At 61.1% G+C, this 15,108-nt stretch carries 13 protein-coding genes and 1 tRNA gene; 5 read left to right on the top strand and 9 right to left on the bottom strand.

Features of this window, described 5'->3' with window-relative positions; all coding sequences use genetic code 11:
• Positions 1 to 137: 137 nt before the first annotated feature.
• From FHS92_RS13895 to FHS92_RS13910, 4 genes are all read left to right on the top strand, one after another.
• A complete protein-coding gene (locus FHS92_RS13895; RefSeq protein WP_184081346.1) occupies positions 138 to 674 on the top strand; it encodes an RNA polymerase sigma factor in 537 nt (178 codons plus the stop codon).
• Positions 671 to 1,327 (top strand): hypothetical protein, encoded by a 657-nt coding sequence (locus FHS92_RS13900; RefSeq protein WP_184081347.1) that lies wholly within the window; start codon positions 671 to 673, stop codon positions 1,325 to 1,327. Before FHS92_RS13895 ends, FHS92_RS13900 begins: the two co-directional genes overlap by 4 nt.
• A gap of 278 nt (positions 1,328 to 1,605) precedes the next feature.
• Positions 1,606 to 2,580, top strand: coding sequence for a S8 family peptidase (locus tag FHS92_RS13905; protein ID WP_184081348.1), 975 nt, complete (start codon positions 1,606 to 1,608; stop codon positions 2,578 to 2,580).
• The gene (locus FHS92_RS13910) at positions 2,468 to 3,295 is read left to right on the top strand and encodes a TorF family putative porin (protein ID WP_246352011.1); all 828 of its coding nucleotides are present in this window, start codon (positions 2,468 to 2,470) and stop codon (positions 3,293 to 3,295) included. The genes FHS92_RS13905 and FHS92_RS13910 overlap by 113 nt, the downstream gene beginning before the upstream one ends.
• A gap of 243 nt (positions 3,296 to 3,538) precedes the next feature.
• On the opposite strand, the gene FHS92_RS13915 is transcribed toward FHS92_RS13910, so the two are convergent.
• From FHS92_RS13915 to FHS92_RS13935, 5 genes are all read right to left on the bottom strand, one after another.
• A complete protein-coding gene (locus tag FHS92_RS13915; RefSeq protein ID WP_184081350.1) occupies positions 3,539 to 3,961 on the bottom strand; it encodes a hypothetical protein in 423 nt (140 codons plus the stop codon).
• Between the two features lie 26 nt (positions 3,962 to 3,987).
• Positions 3,988 to 5,385: a hypothetical protein gene (locus FHS92_RS13920; RefSeq protein WP_221231071.1), complete on the bottom strand. Its 1,398-nt coding sequence runs from the start codon at positions 5,383 to 5,385 to the stop codon at positions 3,988 to 3,990.
• Between the two features lie 136 nt (positions 5,386 to 5,521).
• Entirely contained in the window at positions 5,522 to 7,192 is a 1,671-nt protein-coding gene (locus FHS92_RS13925; RefSeq protein WP_221231072.1) for a VIT domain-containing protein, read from the bottom strand.
• Positions 7,167 to 7,547 (bottom strand): helix-turn-helix domain-containing protein, encoded by a 381-nt coding sequence (locus FHS92_RS13930; protein ID WP_184081353.1) that lies wholly within the window; start codon positions 7,545 to 7,547, stop codon positions 7,167 to 7,169. Before FHS92_RS13930 ends, FHS92_RS13925 begins: the two co-directional genes overlap by 26 nt.
• 416 nt (positions 7,548 to 7,963) lie before the next feature.
• Complete coding sequence (locus tag FHS92_RS13935) at positions 7,964 to 8,779, bottom strand: SDR family NAD(P)-dependent oxidoreductase (protein WP_184081354.1); 816 nt, start codon at positions 8,777 to 8,779, stop codon at positions 7,964 to 7,966.
• A 102-nt stretch (positions 8,780 to 8,881) separates the two neighbouring features.
• On the opposite strand from FHS92_RS13935, the gene FHS92_RS13940 reads away from it, so the two are divergent.
• Positions 8,882 to 9,775 carry a LysR family transcriptional regulator gene (locus FHS92_RS13940; RefSeq protein ID WP_184081355.1) on the top strand — a complete coding sequence of 298 codons (894 nt, stop codon included), beginning with the start codon at positions 8,882 to 8,884 and terminating at the stop codon, positions 9,773 to 9,775.
• 177 nt (positions 9,776 to 9,952) lie between these two features.
• Here FHS92_RS13940 and FHS92_RS13945 read toward each other — a convergent pair whose 3' ends face one another.
• From FHS92_RS13945 to FHS92_RS13960, 4 genes are all read right to left on the bottom strand, one after another.
• Positions 9,953 to 12,130, bottom strand: coding sequence for a molybdopterin-containing oxidoreductase family protein (locus tag FHS92_RS13945; protein WP_184081356.1), 2,178 nt, complete (start codon positions 12,128 to 12,130; stop codon positions 9,953 to 9,955).
• 212 nt (positions 12,131 to 12,342) lie between these two features.
• On the bottom strand, positions 12,343 to 13,227 hold the full coding sequence (locus FHS92_RS13950; protein WP_184081357.1) for a DMT family transporter: 885 nt from the start codon (positions 13,225 to 13,227) through the stop codon (positions 12,343 to 12,345).
• Between the two features lie 233 nt (positions 13,228 to 13,460).
• Positions 13,461 to 14,381, bottom strand: coding sequence for an NADP-dependent oxidoreductase (locus FHS92_RS13955; protein WP_184081358.1), 921 nt, complete (start codon positions 14,379 to 14,381; stop codon positions 13,461 to 13,463).
• A 516-nt stretch (positions 14,382 to 14,897) separates the two neighbouring features.
• A tRNA-Cys gene (locus FHS92_RS13960) sits at positions 14,898 to 14,971 on the bottom strand.
• Between the last annotated feature and the right edge of the window lie 137 nt (positions 14,972 to 15,108).

Raw genomic sequence — 15,108 nt, forward strand, 5'->3', positions numbered from 1 at the left:
TGCAGGGCTTCAACGGATCAGCGCGTGAAATATTCCCTTTGATGCGCTATCATGCCGCGCGGCGGGGGCCCATCCGAAAAAACTTTCCCGGCCGAGAATAATCGCGGCAACTGCGCCGTTAAGGCTTTGGAGGTACGATGGCGGCCGGCACCAATGCTCAGGCTCCTGAGGAGGTAAAGAGCCGACTGGTGGCTTTTCTGCCCCGGCTGCGGCGCTTTTGCCATGGGCTGACCGGCGACCGCGATCTGGGCGATGATCTGTTGCAGGCGACCGTCGAGCGAGCCCTGGTACGACATGCGCAATGGCAGGCGGGAACAAGTTTGGAGAACTGGGTCTTCAAAATGGCAAGCAATCTCAATATCGACAGGCTGCGCGCCCAGCGCGTACGGGGAATCTCGGTCGAGATAGAGGATGCTTTCGACCTGCCGGGAGGAGATGAATTGCAAAGGTTGGAGTTTCGGTCAGAGCTTGACGCGGTGCGCGCCGCTTTGGAGGCTATGCCTGCGGAATTGCGCGCGGTCATCACCGCCGTTTTGATCGACGGGCAGGCCTATAAGGAAGTTGCCGAATTGCTGGGCATTCCGATTGGGACGGTCATGAGCCGGTTGTCGCGAGCGCGGCAGTTCGTCGATGTCTATGTCCGTCGTGGGCCGGAAAGGGTGATTGCGGCATGAAGAAGGTCGAAGAGATGATTGGCGCGTGGGTGGACAATAACCTGGACGAAGCGGAGGCTGCGCGCATGGCGGCGCTGGCTGCGGAGGTTCCGTCGGTCGCCGCAAAGGCAGACCGTCTGCGCCATATCGGAGAGCTGGTGAGAGCGGCGGTGCCCGAAGAGCCTGTGTCCGACGAGCTGCTGGAGCGCATGGGGCTGAAGGAGGCTCCGGAGTCGAACGTGGTTGACTTTGTTTCGGCCTCTTCGGGTCGCACCGGCCGGGTCACGAACCCGGCCGAGCCGAAGAAGCGCACTTCTTGGTCTTGGGACATGCGCAGGGCGGCGGCTGTGCTCGTCCTTGCAGGGACGGGCCTAAGCGTATTCGGCCTCGCGAGCCTGTCTGTTACCAAGCCCGAAGAGGCACAATATCATGTGCTGGGCGATAAGCCGGTTGCAGGCTCGGCGGCAGACATACTGGTGCTGTTCGACGCGGGGACTGGAACCGTGCAAGCTAAAACCGCCGCCGCCGCAGTGGGGGCCAAAATCGTTGGTCCGGCGACGTCCGCGGGGGCGTGGAAACTGGCAGCGGGCGAAGGCGGCCGGGACGCGGCGCTGAAGGCGCTCCGGGCTCGGCCCGATGTCGTCCTCGCCGAACCTCTTGGCGGAGAACCATGATGGTGAGGTGGCGCTTCGTTTGTGTGTTGGCGGTCGCGCTCGGGCTGAGCGTGCCTTCCTTGCCTCTGCGGGCCGCGCCTGTGCCCTCTGCCTCGTCGTCCGTGCAGCCGGAAGCCAGAAAGCGGGTCATGGTGATGCTGCGCCTAGGAGCGGATCATTATGAATCGGGTTCGGGCTATGGCAGCGGTTACGGAGGCGCCATGTCCGAGGCGGGCCGGTTGCGCTTCGCCCGTCAGATCGCCCAGGAACATCGGCTGACGGTAATCGAGGCGTGGCCGATGCCACGCATCGGCGTGGATTGCGTGATCATGGAAATCGGCGATGGCCGTTCGCCGCAGGAAGTGGCCTCGGAATTGACAGGAGTTCCCGGTGTCGCCTGGTCGCAACCGCTCAACGAATTTCGCATGCAGGGCACGAGCGACACGCCGATAGGCTCCTATAACGACCGCCTTTATCGAGCACAGCCGGTAGCGAACCGCTGGCATTTGGCCGATCTCCACCGTGTGGCAACGGGCCGCGGGGTCACGATCGCTGTAGTCGACAGCCGTATTGACACGACCCATCCGGATCTGACCGGCCAGATTGCAGCCACGCCCAATTTCGCGCCAATCAGGGATCAGGAAGGCGAGCGGCACGGCACCCGGGTCGCGGGCATCATCGCTGCGCGCGTGAACAATGTGCAAGGCATTGCAGGCATTGCGCCCGGCGCTCGTGTCCTCGGCGTAAGAGCATGCTGGGAAAAGCCTCGTGGAGGCGCCACCGTTTGCGACAGCTTAAGTCTAGCGAAAGCGCTGACCTATACGCTTGATTCTCACGCGGACATTGTCAACCTGAGCCTATCGGGACCAAGGGATCGTTTGCTGGAAGCATTGATAAGCCTTGCGATTTCACGTGGTACGACAGTTGTGGCAGCGGTCGACGAAATGCAGCCAGAAGCGAGCTTTCCCGCCTTCGTTGCCGGGGTAATTCCGGTCGCTGATGAGCGCTTGTCAGCCCGCGCCAACGCCGTTTACATTGCACCCGGCCGGGATATCCCGACAACCGAACCGGAGGGGAAATGGAATCTCGTCAACGGCAGCTCGTTCGCGGCAGCGCATGTCAGCGGACTGGTCGCGATTCTGCGCCAGCTGTCGGGAAATCATGGCAAAGCATCGGCAGCTGCGCTTTTGGGATCGCGGGGTCCGGTCGACGCCTGTGCGGCGGTGGAAAGGCTGTCGCGGGTTGACGTGGGCGCCTGCCAAGACAACAACTGACGGACTCCGTGTACTCTGCGGTTTTAGGAATTGCTATGTTCTGCTTCTGATCGCGGCGGGACCGGCATTGGGCCCAGCACCCGCAAACGCACAGCTAGCTGGCAGTATAAGCCTATCAAGCGCGGAGATTTTTCGCGGCGAGAGCCTTACCAGCGCGCGCCCTACGGTCGCGCTGGGAGTGAATTACGATCATCTCAGTGGATTTTTTGCAGGTGCAAGTGCCTCTACCGCGCAAGCCAACGGCGCCATCCGAATGATTTCGGCGAACCAATATGCGGGATACGGCGTTCGGCGCGGCACCGGCTCGTTTGAAATCGGCGTGATCCACCGCGACTATCGCGAGATGCTGGATAGCGCGTATAAGCTTCATTATTTCGAAGGGTTCGCAGGGGTTGCTTTGGGCAACGTGCGGGCGCGGGTCTATGTGTCCCCGGACTATCTGCGGGACAGCAGAACCACTTATTATGGCGAAGTAAATGCTCGGCTGTTGCGCAGTGGCAAATGGTCGCTCAATGGCCATGTCGGCGTATCGCTAATTCCCGAGGACAAGACCGTGCCGAACCCCGGTATGAATTTGTATCGGGACTGGAGCTTGCAGGTCGATCGTCCCCTCGGCCGCTTTTCCTTTTCGGCAGGGGTCGCGCAGACAAATTATCCGGTTTTCCGGTCAAACCAGCACGCCAGGGTTTACGCGTCGATTAGCCGGGCGTTTTAGTTGGCAGTCGCCGACGATCCGGAATGGTAGCTTCACAAGAGGCAGGGGGCTAAGCTGCCGGCTTGACGTTCATGTTCGTCATTCAAAAATTACGATGCCGCAATCCCGAGCTGAATTTTGACTCCAAAGATCGAGACCTGACTCTTATCGCGTTTGTCCTCGCAACGGGCGGGGACCGCAGTCCTGTCGAACGGGAGCAAGGGTGGAGAAACGAACCGAGCCCGTGGCCCTCTTGCCCTGAATTCAACAAACCGACCGGTCTCCCAATGGCCCGCCCAGGAAACGATCAATTCTGCCTGGTGCCTGGGCCTCCAGAAACCGGAGAAACAGCCCGGCTTCGAGCTTGTGCAGGGAATGATCGGCCGCAGCGACACCGCAAAAATGCTGTTGCTTGCCGCTGCCATAAATGAACGAGGTAACAAAGAGCGGGTCGATCCACTGCCGCTGTTCAAGGCCGCGCATCACATCTTCGGTCGCCAGCACGACATCGGAGCTCCCGCTGGCTTCATTTTCGATCACGATCGAAACCGGGCCGCCGCCCTCGCGGCGAAACGCGTTGACGACTGGTTGCAAGGCCGCCGCAGCACCGGGCGGTGCCGATACTGTGAGGGTTGCCATCTCGCGGGCCTCAGCCTGGCCCCAGGTTAATGTGGCGGCCACCAGCATCAGGACACAGGATCGCGGGTGATCGCTCATGGCACAGCCTCATCGGCTGCGGTGTAGCCGACACCGACGCTGCTCAGAGCCTTACGGACCATGCTCATGTCGTTCGCACATACCCAATTGAGTCGTTCCTTGCTTACCTGGCTGGCGCTCCGTAATGCGGCACCGCTCAACCGGACGCTGACGATTGCAGGCGTTGCGTCGAGTGCGGCGGTGCATCCGAAGTCATGCGTGCTGTCTGTTCCGTAAGCCTGAGCGGCGGTGAAGAGGTGATAGTACGAGTTCCCTTCGGTGATGGCGGCGATCTCGAGATCGACCTCCTCGTTCGGCAGCCGCAGCCAGCCCAGCCGCTTCGCTATGTTTTCGGGATCCTTCAGCACATCGTCGATTACGGCTCCCTTGGCCCACCGTTCCAGCGCGTAGAAGTCGATGAAGATGTCATGGCCCGGCTCAAGCACCCATTGGAATCGGGCTACGGCCTTGCTGTCGCTCGGCACCGAGATTTCGATCAGCCGTCCCTTGCCGGCAAACAACACATCCGGGCGGTTGGGAACGACAAACCGGCGCAATTTATCGGCGGGCTCGCCTCCTGTCATGATCTCACGCAGGGATGGCTTCGGGGCGGCGGCGGGCGAGAGGGCAGGGAGTGCGGTAATGGGAGTTGTACTCTTTGGGGCAGACGTCTCGGGGGCGTGGCTGGAGCGGTTGATGGCGGTCAGCCCGGCGTAGAGAAGTCCGGCAAACACCGCGACCGCGACCAACGCACCAGCCCGGCGCAAGGCATAGGACGGAGCGGGAGGTCTCGCGGCCCCCGGCGCGCCTTCTGGCGTTGCCGGACCGGTGCGGGTGCGGCTTGTTGCGATCTCGTAGCCCCATGTCACCAGCCCGACCAAAACGCCCAGCGCTGCGACACATGCAACAAAAATCAGGCCCGCGCGCAACATGGCACCGGCCAGCGCCGACCATTGCCCATCACGCCAATGACGAGCAATTTCGCCAGTAAGGCCTTCCGACTTACGCTCCAGTTCGAGGGCCTGGCGGGCCTCATTCCTGGCACGGGCTTCGGTCAGCGCGGTCTCGGCTGCGCCATCTGCCGGAGCCAGTTTGATCCGCGATCCAAAGGGATCGCCGTCTGGCGCAGCGAGCGCAGCACTTGCGCTTCCGGCATTAATGGCTTGGCTCAGCTCCTCCGCCGACGTGGATTTCCGGTGTGCCCGCTGGTGCTCTTCCACGATCTCCCGCAGTCGCTGGAGTTCCTGTGCAGATGGGCACGGTTGCAAGGCACCGCCAGCATCACGGCACCCGGTGGTGTCTTGCTGGGCGCGGGCAGGACTGCCGAAAGCGACGATAGCCAGCAGGGCAGCGAGGGCAAGCGCCCGCTTGGCGCGTTGCACAGGTCGCATGAACATGATGCTCGGCAATATCATAACCCCTCCCCAAACTCTGCGGTGCGCGACTCCAATTCACAGATAGTCAGACATTGGCATATCTCGCGCGATTCTTTTTACAAGTAGTATGTCAAATGCAGCCTCTTGTATGAACGCCTCGTGAAGGAATGTCCGGTCAATCAGGCGTCAGAAGAAGGATGCCGCCTATGGTGACGAAGGCCGTCAGAGCGAAGTTGAAAATTCCCAGCGCCAGCGTGAAATGCCGTGCGCCGCGCATGAACGGCATCATGGCCAGGGGCAGGACGGCAGAAACCGCCAGCAAACCAAGTTGCGTCGGGATCATCCAGCCCGGCGGCGGTGCTCCACCATAGGTACGATCGTCGAGCAGGGGGCCAGCGATGAGTGCGGCAATCCAAGGCGTCACGAGCAGGATGAGCATCGGCAGGCGCCGCCGGATAGGCAGGCGATCGTGGGGCAGAGCGGCAAGGGCTGCGAGCGTAATCAGCACCAACAGACCCAGCAACCGCGGCGGAAGCGCATTGCCCAAGAGCTGGAAAATGCCTGATAGGATCAGCATGGCAACAGCCGCGACGAGCCAGGGCAACAAGCGATAGCGGGGCACCTGGGCATTGGGCGTGATTCTTGCGCCGGGCGCGATCGGATCGTCCAACTTCCGCGGAAGCGACGGCTCGGGCGGCGCAGCGGGTGTTTCGTAGTCGAATGGCTCCAGGCCCACGGGCTCAGGCGGAACGCCCATCTCACCGATGGCCAGCATTTCGGAGAGGGCCAGTTTCCGCATCACCGGAATATCGTGCGATAGTTCCCCTTCCGGCCCAATGAAGGCGAGGCTGGTCTTGCGGCTCAGAATATTGGCCGTCCGGCGAACCGCCTCAGGGTCTTGCGTCGTGGCGGATTCCCTGAAGCCAGCGGCTGCGAATGCGCGCATTGCGCGAGCGTTTGGCGCGATGCCTTCGGTTGGCAATGGGGCTGTCACGCGGATCTCCCCATGCCTGGTCGCCATAACACCGAAAATCCAGTCGCTGCGATCACTAGAGAGGATGCCTTCAGGGTTCATGGGGTGCCGGAAGGTTTCCGTCCCGCGCGCGGACGTCACTTCCCAGCCGCCGATCTGGTCAACTTGCCAGGCGCAATGATCGATCGAGCCACCCAGCTCCGGCACGATCTCAAGCTGGACCGGTGCCGCGCAGTCGATGCTGATCGGATCGCGTGACGTGATGGGATAGGGGTTGCCTTGCCCGCACAGTGTCACTTGCAGGTCCGGGGCATGTACCGCCAGCGTGGCGGTGTGCCGCTCGCTTGTCGTCACTGGCGCATCCGCATCGAGCAAACCGGACACGACAAAATCATGGCGGGCGCTCAGCGGAACAAAGAGCAGCGCGAGGTCATCCGTGTTCCGCTCCAACGGCTTGACGCTCCAGATCTGAATCTCGACTTCGTAGCCAGGTTCGATCCCGGCAACCGAGATTATCGGGATATCGTGTTTCAGAAGTTCGAAGAGGATCGCACGATGGCCTTCGGCTATGGCCGCATCATGGTCGCGCCTTGCACGGCGGGCGCCCCGAGGCGTGGCATCATATTGTGTGCCGCCGATGGACACGATAAGGCGGAAGACAACCTCCTCCGGCGCCAAGGGTGGCAAGGTCAGAACCGCTTCGATCCGCTGGTCGCTCGTGTTGGTAAATTGCCGGACGACCACGACCTGCGCCAGCGGCGGAAGCAACGTGATATCGACATGCGTACTGTCCAGCGTAAGCGGCCTGCATCCTGCAAGCTCCGTCCGAAAGAACGCGGCAAGCGGATCAACGAGTAGCATGCTTGCGGTCATCATCCAGCCCTTCTGACAGGAGTTCCTCGACTTTTGCGGCGGCCTTTGCGGCCATGCCTGCCACGTCCCCGCCGCGGCCGATCAGATCCGGCGCGATGACCAGTGTCAGGCCGTCCGCGATCGGCACCGGAATCCCCTCGCGCGCTTCGAGCAGCAGGCGAATCGCTGCCGGTGGAAAGCCCAGACTACGTAGGCGATCATAGCGGCGGATGGCGGTCACGTGGACGTCACTATACGTTGCGTAGGTTCGCCCGCCCGTCGCCGACGGGACAAAGCCTTCCGCGATCAGATAGCGAATCTGGCGCGGCGTGATCCCAGTGATCCGGACCAGATCGTCGAATTTCAGACCGGTCATTATCCGGAAACCTCATTCACTTGCAGTCGGTCGCGAATGCGCATCTGAAAGTATCCGATGACCGCATCTGTGACCTTCGGACTGTTGCAGTGTAACCTGATGGTCGACCAACGCGCATCGATTGCGATGAGTGCCATCTTCCCCGAGTCATTGCCGAAGAACCTCGCCGCGCAGCCCGCGTGCATAATCTTCTCCATACGGTATGTAGCGGTTCTACCGGCCAGACTCGGCAAGCCCTACGCCAACACCTATTACCAAAGTATTTGTCAAAAGCAACTCTTTGCCTTCTTGCTGAACGAACCAACGGTTTGGACGACTCTGTTCGTACTAGCGAAGGACTACAACGTTGGCGGAAGCGTCGAAGGGTCACGACACCTATCGGGCAACCGCCTATTCCTACCTGGCCTTCTGTCGTGTCAGCCCTGATCGGCGGATTGGGCGATCTCCTGCCGCAACTGATTCACTTTCGCGCCCGCCCACTGCCGGGCGTCGTCGCCGAACACGAGCCGCGATGGCGCCTCGTCCTGCGAAGCAAGCGCTACGATCCGCGCGGCGAGGAGCTTCGGGTCGTTCGGCTGTTTGCCGTTGGCCTCATCCACGAACGCGCGATACTGCCCGACCGCCTCGGCATAGTCTGGAATATCGATACTGCCGAAGCTCGCTGACTTGCCGTCCATAAAGTCCGTGCGCAGCATCCCTGGTTCGACCAGAAGCGAGCGGACGCCCAGCGGCGCCAGCTCTTGCGCGAAGCCTTCCATCCATCCTTCGATCGCGAACTTCGACGCCGAGTAGACCGAGCCCCCAGCGTTGGAGACCAACCCGCTGACCGATGAGATCGTAACGATGAGGCCCGAGCGACGCTGACGCATATGCGGGGCAACCGCACGCGCGACGTTCATCGTGCCGAACAAATTGACCTCGAATTGACGCCGCACGGCGGCATCGGTGAAGGTCTCGAAAAATCCCAATTCGGCATAGCCAGCATTGTTGACCAGCACGTCGATCGCACCGAACCGCTCGGTGGTTTCGGCAGCTACCAACTTCGCGGCGTAGGCGTCCGTGATATCGAGCGCAAAAGCGTGCAGACGATCGCTTGCGCTACCGAAGGCATCGCGCACCTCGTCGGCAGACCGCGCCGTTGCTACTACAGTTTCGCCTGCATCGAGCGCCGCGCGTGCGATCTCGTGTCCAAGTCCCCGGCTTGCGCCCGTTACCAGCCAGATCCTGCTCATGATGTGCTCCTTAATCAGTTCAGTGTTATGAGCTAAGTAGGTATGCTAATTGATCGAAATAACGGTCTAATTAGTAATAGGTCCTAGTAGCGAGGGTTATCAATGAAGCCGGATCAGCTCGGCGAACTTGCCGTTTTCGCGGCGATTGCCGCCGATCGCAGCTTTACGCGTGCTGCCAAACGTCTGGGGGTTACGCAGTCGGCCTTGAGCCAGGCTATGAAGCGGCTGGAAGGCCAGCTTGGCTTCCGCCTGCTTTCCCGCACCACACGCAGCGTGGCACCAACCGCTGCCGGGGAGTGCCTGCTCGCGACCCTGTCACCCGCGCTTGCCAAGTTGAATGACGAGATCGAAGCGCTGTCCCAGGCCCGCGGGGCCGCAATCGGCACTATCCGGATCACGGTCGGCAAGCACGCAGCCGATACAGTGCTGTGGCCTATGCTCCCCTCGTTCCTGCGCCGCCACCCAGGCATTGAGGTGGAGGTGTGCGTGGAGGACAGCATGACCGACATCGTGGCCGGCCATTTCGATGCGGGCATCAGACTCGGCGAAAGACTGGAAAAGGACATGATCGCGCTCGCCGTCGGTCCGCCGCTACGTGTCGCGGTGGTGGCTACCCCCGGCTATCTGCAAGACCACCCAAAACCGACAGTGCCCGCCGATCTCACAGGCCATCGCTGCATCGCCTATGGCGACGCGCATGGCGACCTGTCTCCGTGGTCCTTCGAACGCGACGGACATGCGGTGACGGTCAAGCCGGGCAGCGGGCCGGTGTTCAACGACGGAGACCTGCTGGTGGCCGCCGCCCTCGAGGGTTTCGGCATCCTCTATATCCTCGAGGATCTGGTGGCGGCGCCAATTGCCGATGGTCGTCTCATCCGCCTGCTGGAACCATGGTGCGAGCCGTTCGTCGGTTATCACCTCTATTACCCTGATCGGCAGGGCACGACGGCCTTCGAACTGTTCAAGGAAGCACTGCGAGCAAGCAGGGTCGCGTAAAGGCTCGGCGAAGCTTCGGCGCCAATTCTCGAACCTCCATCGTTCTTGAAGAGACCGCTATCACGCTTACGCCAAAAGCCGGCATCCCAGCGCCTAGGTTAAAGTCATTATGGCCGATCTTGAGACAGCCTTTCCTGACGTATGGCGCTTTTCCGAGCCTGCGCAGGGAAACTGTCGTCACTCCGCTGGCGCGGGTTCGATATCGACGCGGATCCCGTTGAGGATAGACATTCCCGCCAGGCGCTCCGTGGGACCCTCGGCGCCGCTCGACAGGATGTTGGAGTTGACTCCCCCTGCGTCATTGGCTCGTTGCCAGCCACCGCGGTGCCCCCAGCCATGAGGCAACGCAACATTTCCCGGCTTCATGCGGTCGGAAATTTTTATCCTGGTCGTCAGGCTGCCGGCCTCTGACGTTATTCGCACGCCTTCGCCGTCCGCTATCCCCAGCGCTTCAGCATCGACCGAACTGATGTGCAAAGCGTGAGCGCGCTTCGCGGTCATACAGGTAGCCGAGTTGTGCAGCCAGGTGTTCATCGACAGCATTTCGCGCATGCCGGTCAGATTGAAAGGGAATCGTGGATCGGGACGGTAGGCGGTGAGCGCTTCCAATTCCTCGATCAAATCAGCTGGAGCAAGTGCGATTTTCCTGCCGCCCAGCATTTGGGGCAGCTGGCCGGTCGGAATATCATCGCGCAATGTCTTGCCCTGGGGGTGATCCTTGACCAACTTTCCAAACGAGATGCCGTTTGCGCGGAGGCCGTAGCGATCGCCGAACGCGCTCATGCGGAGCTTCGAATCCAGCAGCCAGCGCGGTTTGATCGGCATTCCCATCGCAGCCATGCGGCGCATCCAGGGCGCGTCGTAGGATCCGCCAAGCCCCATGCGCCGACAGATTTCATTCATGATCCACCATTCCTCGCGCACCCCGTCGGGCGGGGCAACTATGGGATCGGTGGCGAAAAGCGAGGGCCGCAGCATGAAGGCGATGTATTTGAACGGGATGTCCTCGCGTTCGAACATCGTGGTTGTCGGCAGGATATAATGCGCGTGCCGGTTGGTCTCGTTCATGTAAATGTCGAGTGAGAAATGGAGGTCCAGCGCCCCTAATGCCTCAATCATCCGTGGGCCTGACGCCCCGCTTGAATGCGCAGGGTTGCCGCCCAGTGTCATGAGCGCCCTTACCTGGCCCGCGCCCGGCACAGTGATATCGTTGATCATCGCACTCGATGGCAATGTGCCGCCGACCTGGGGAAGTCCGTCGACCCGACTGGGCGACTCCTCGCCGGGTGTGAGGATGGAAGCACTGAAAGGCGCCCAGGGGAACACGATCCCGCCGGGCCGGTCAATATTGCCGGTGACGATACAGATGAGGCTTTGCAGGATATTGTTGAGCGTTCCGAAGCGTTGCGTGCAGGTCCCGGTCCGGCCATATATCAACGCACTCTTAGCCGTTCCAAAACCCTCCGCGACGTTGCGGATTGTGTCGGCATCGATGCCGCATTCGGCCGCCGCGCGTTCGGCCGTGAACGGTCGAGCTAGTTCCGCGAGCGTTTCAAACCCCTCTGTGTTCGCGTCGATGAAGGCGCGATCGACATGGCCCGCAGTGATCAATTCATTGAGAAGGGCGAGCAGGAACCAGGCATCCGTGCCGGCATTGAGCGCCACATGCTCAAACAACTGGGCCGTTTCGGTCCGTCGCGGATCGATTACGACGACCCGCCCGCCGCGTAGCACAATGTCCTGCAGCGCCCCGCGCATGAGCGGCTCCGTGCAGACAGACCCGTGCGACACCATCGGATTGGCCCCGATGATGATCGCAAAGTCAGTCCGCCATAAATCCGGACGGGGAAGCAGCTTGGCCGACCCGTACAGAATCTCGCTTGCCCGGATTAACGATGCCGCATCCTCTGCATTCACCGCGTAGTTCCATTTGGTATTCAGAACATTTTTGAACGCGCTGAACCAGATCGCGGTGGCAAAGCCGTTTGTCGGCGGCTGCCCCAGGAAAGTTGCAAAGGCATCCTCGCCATGGCTGCGGCGAATGTCGGCCAGACGTGTGGTGATGTCTTCGAGTGCGTCCTCCCAACTGACCGGGACGAATTCGCCCGGGCCGCCTACGCGCTTCAGGGGTGTCGTGATGCGATCGACATCATACATCACGTCGACCGCGCCGGTTGCCTTTTTACAGAAGTGGCCTTTGGAGTAGACATGATCCGGATCGCCGCGCACGCGCAGAATGCGCCCGTCCTCGACCGTAGCCAACAGACCGCACATAGCCTCGCAGACCCGACAATAGGTTACCAGTTCCGACTGATTTTGCGCCAGCTTGGAGGGTGTTGCTGTGTGAGCGGCCATGATCTTAACCGTCCTTATTCAGCTATCGATGAGCCAGGACTGGAAAATACCACGTTTTCGCAAGCTGGTGGGTCCGGTTTCACGCCACACGGCAGTCATTGTTATCCGAAAGTGAACACCGCTCACGCATTCCGCCACAATCTCGTCCTCACCCTTCCGTTCGTCCGAGTCTGCGGGTGAAGCTTTCTTTGTTGTAAAAGCGCTGTCGGCTTTTAGCGATTGGGGCGCAAGATATGGGCATTCAGGGCCGAAGGGATGCCGCCTCCAGCATGGCCGATGCAGATCGCGCCCATCGCGACAACGATGCAGGCAGTAATGCGGTAAGCGGTCAGTCGTTCCTGGAGGAAGAAGCGGCCGATCAGCGCGGCGAACACCACACTCGTTTCCCGGAGCGCCGAAACTGGCCCCATGGCGCCAAGCGACAGAGCGTGGATGATAATCCCATACGCGATCAGTGACACGATGCCGCCGCCCGCAGCTAGCCATGTTTCGCTCGGTCCCCGGATCAGGCTGCGCCAGTCACGGATCGCGACATAGACGAGCGGCGCCATCACGCCCCAGAGCAAGGACATCCATACCGTATACCCCACCGCGGTGCCCGAAAGCCGAACGCTGATCCCATCAGTGACGCTGTATGCGCCTATGAAACATCCTGTGCCGAGCGCATATGGGAGACTTCCAAGGCCCACCTTACCGCCCTGGAATGCCAGCGACAGGATAGCTGCCGAGACCATCAACACACCCATAGCGCTGATCGGATCGGGCAACTCACCGGCGAATATCGCCGCTCCCAGAGACACCAACAGCGGCGAGGAGCCTCGCGAGATCGGATAGGTCTGTCCAAGATCGCCGCTGCGATAGGTTCGTACCAAAAAGAGATTGTATCCTACATGCAACACCGCCGAGAAGACAGCATAGCCCCAACTCGCTCGCGCAGGCATTGGAACGATCAGAGCCAGGATTGCGCAGGCTATTGCGATGGCGATGCACATGACCGTCATCGACCACAGTCGATCCGAACCAGCACGCAGCAGCGCATTCCAGCTTGCGTGAAGCACAGCGGCAAGCAGTACGAGAAGGCCGATACCGAGTGTCATGGCGATTATCCGCCTTAACGTCGCGAATGGCTCCCAGCCAGCGTCGCCCACCGATAACACCACGAACGGAAGGCAGATTCGGACGATCAGCGCCCGGCGCGGGAACGGCAGCTAAATTGGCTAAAGGGTATGTTTTTGTCGCGAACCGTCATTCAGGTCGTTGTCTCCCGGCAGCGGATACCCATGTCGCTGTCGAGAAGATGACCACGCGATGTTATGAGTGCCCAGAAGCTTCAGCCCTCTATTCTAAGGACGACCTTCCCCCCTCCGCCCCTCTGCAGCTGTTCGTGAGCGGCCGCCGCCTCACGCAGCGGCAGGCGCTGGCTAATCGGCAAAGCGAACTTCCCATCACGGATGTCCTCCGCAAACTCGCGGAGCGTGGTCGGATCAGGCCGCGCAAAAACCCGGCTTACGTGGACATGGGGGTATTTCGCCAGAACGTCGTCCGGGAGCACCGATGCATACCCAAACCGGCCACCGCTTCTTACCTTGCCGAAAAGCTTGGCAGCCGTTTCGCCGCCGACCGTATCCGCCACCCCGTCGACCGTTTCGAGTTCTGCCAGCGCTGCATCGTCATCCAGCGCGACGGTCATAAAGGCATTGAGGTCTTCCGCCTCGCGCACCTGTCTTGCCCGCACACCGGCGATCACCTTGGCGCCGAGCTTCTGGGCCACATGCACAGCCGCACGGCCGACACTGCCGAGAGCACCCGTGACGAGAATGGTCTGACCGGCCGTTGCCTGCGTTGCGAGACGGATGAGTTGTTCGCCCGTGAGAGCAACGAGCGGGATGGCTGCGGCGTCAACCAGATCCACCCCGTCCGGCAGATGGGCGGTTAAGGCACCGGGAACTGCCACATACTCTGCATAGGTCGCGTCCGCCATCGCGATCACGCGGTCGCCGGGCTTGAAGCCGCGCACATCCCTCCCGACCTCCCGCACCATGCCGCTCACGTCCTTGCCGAGGATCGCCGGCAGATCGAGGGGGAAATCCTTCTGCCGAGCGCCGGAACGGATCTTCCAGTCGATCGGGTTCACGCTGGTGGCGACTGCCGCAATCAGGATTGAGCCCGGGTCAAGCGCTGGCTCGGGAGCATCCCTTTCATACTTGAGGGTTTCGGGACCGCCATACTCATAGATCCTGACCGCTTCCATCGTCATTTCCTTCGGCTGAATGGCGCCCTCTGTGGTACCCGGACCCGCCGTGCGCCGTTCGTATCACTGTTCCAACACATGATACACCTGCGGCCCAAGGCGGCAACCTCGGCGGCGGTATCCTCTCATTGGCCATCGGAGAAATATCATGGGACATTCAGACTAGACCCCGCCGTGCATGCACGGCAGCCCTCGAACGCAGGCGTCAACGTTGAGCCAAAACGGCCATTCAAGCTTCGCGACCTCTACAGGGTCAAGTAGCTCACCGGTAACAAGGACTATAATCCCACCAACGCCACCACCGACGCTGTCACCCACATAGCAACAAAGACAGCAGTCCGGCCAAAACCGTCGCTGCAGAAATCGCCGCAGAGACTTTGCCGGAAACGCCCTCAAATTAGCCCTAATGTCGGTTTCTCTGTCACACCGCTATTTTATCCGGATCTGGCGGAGACGCCCAGAATTGCGCGGCCGTGGCGCCGCGTTCAATCTTTTGCCGTTGATCGGGGATATGGCTGGAGGCCCGAGCCGGAATCGAACCGGCGTGCAAGGATTTGCAGTCCTCTGCGTAACCACTCCGCCATCGGGCCAACAATGCGTCATTGCGTGGATCGGGGCGAACTAGCCGAAGAGTCGGTGCAGCGCAATCCCTTCCCATGACGCCTGTGCGAAATGTCGCCGTTGAGAGGGGCGCCAAGGGGAACATCCACGCAGGGCATCCGCATCG

The organism is Sphingobium subterraneum (assembly GCF_014199435.1).
GTDB lineage: Bacteria > Pseudomonadota > Alphaproteobacteria > Sphingomonadales > Sphingomonadaceae > Sphingobium > Sphingobium subterraneum.

What these genes read in the sequence shown, in the direction of transcription:
- FHS92_RS13895 (WP_184081346.1), top strand. Translation starts at nt 138, where the DNA reads ATGGCGGCCGGCACCAATGCTCAGGCTCCTGAGGAGGTAAAGAGCCGA.
- FHS92_RS13900 (WP_184081347.1), top strand. Translation starts at nt 671, where the DNA reads ATGAAGAAGGTCGAAGAGATGATTGGCGCGTGGGTGGACAATAACCTG.
- FHS92_RS13905 (WP_184081348.1), top strand. Translation starts at nt 1,606, where the DNA reads ATGCCACGCATCGGCGTGGATTGCGTGATCATGGAAATCGGCGATGGC.
- FHS92_RS13910 (WP_246352011.1), top strand. Translation starts at nt 2,468, where the DNA reads ATGGCAAAGCATCGGCAGCTGCGCTTTTGGGATCGCGGGGTCCGGTCG.
- FHS92_RS13915 (WP_184081350.1), bottom strand. Translation starts at nt 3,961, where the DNA reads ATGCTGGTGGCCGCCACATTAACCTGGGGCCAGGCTGAGGCCCGCGAG.
- FHS92_RS13920 (WP_221231071.1), bottom strand. Translation starts at nt 5,385, where the DNA reads ATGATATTGCCGAGCATCATGTTCATGCGACCTGTGCAACGCGCCAAG.
- FHS92_RS13925 (WP_221231072.1), bottom strand. Translation starts at nt 7,192, where the DNA reads ATGACCGCAAGCATGCTACTCGTTGATCCGCTTGCCGCGTTCTTTCGG.
- FHS92_RS13930 (WP_184081353.1), bottom strand. Translation starts at nt 7,547, where the DNA reads ATGACCGGTCTGAAATTCGACGATCTGGTCCGGATCACTGGGATCACG.
- FHS92_RS13935 (WP_184081354.1), bottom strand. Translation starts at nt 8,779, where the DNA reads ATGAGCAGGATCTGGCTGGTAACGGGCGCAAGCCGGGGACTTGGACAC.
- FHS92_RS13940 (WP_184081355.1), top strand. Translation starts at nt 8,882, where the DNA reads ATGAAGCCGGATCAGCTCGGCGAACTTGCCGTTTTCGCGGCGATTGCC.
- FHS92_RS13945 (WP_184081356.1), bottom strand. Translation starts at nt 12,130, where the DNA reads ATGGCCGCTCACACAGCAACACCCTCCAAGCTGGCGCAAAATCAGTCG.
- FHS92_RS13950 (WP_184081357.1), bottom strand. Translation starts at nt 13,227, where the DNA reads ATGACACTCGGTATCGGCCTTCTCGTACTGCTTGCCGCTGTGCTTCAC.
- FHS92_RS13955 (WP_184081358.1), bottom strand. Translation starts at nt 14,381, where the DNA reads ATGGAAGCGGTCAGGATCTATGAGTATGGCGGTCCCGAAACCCTCAAG.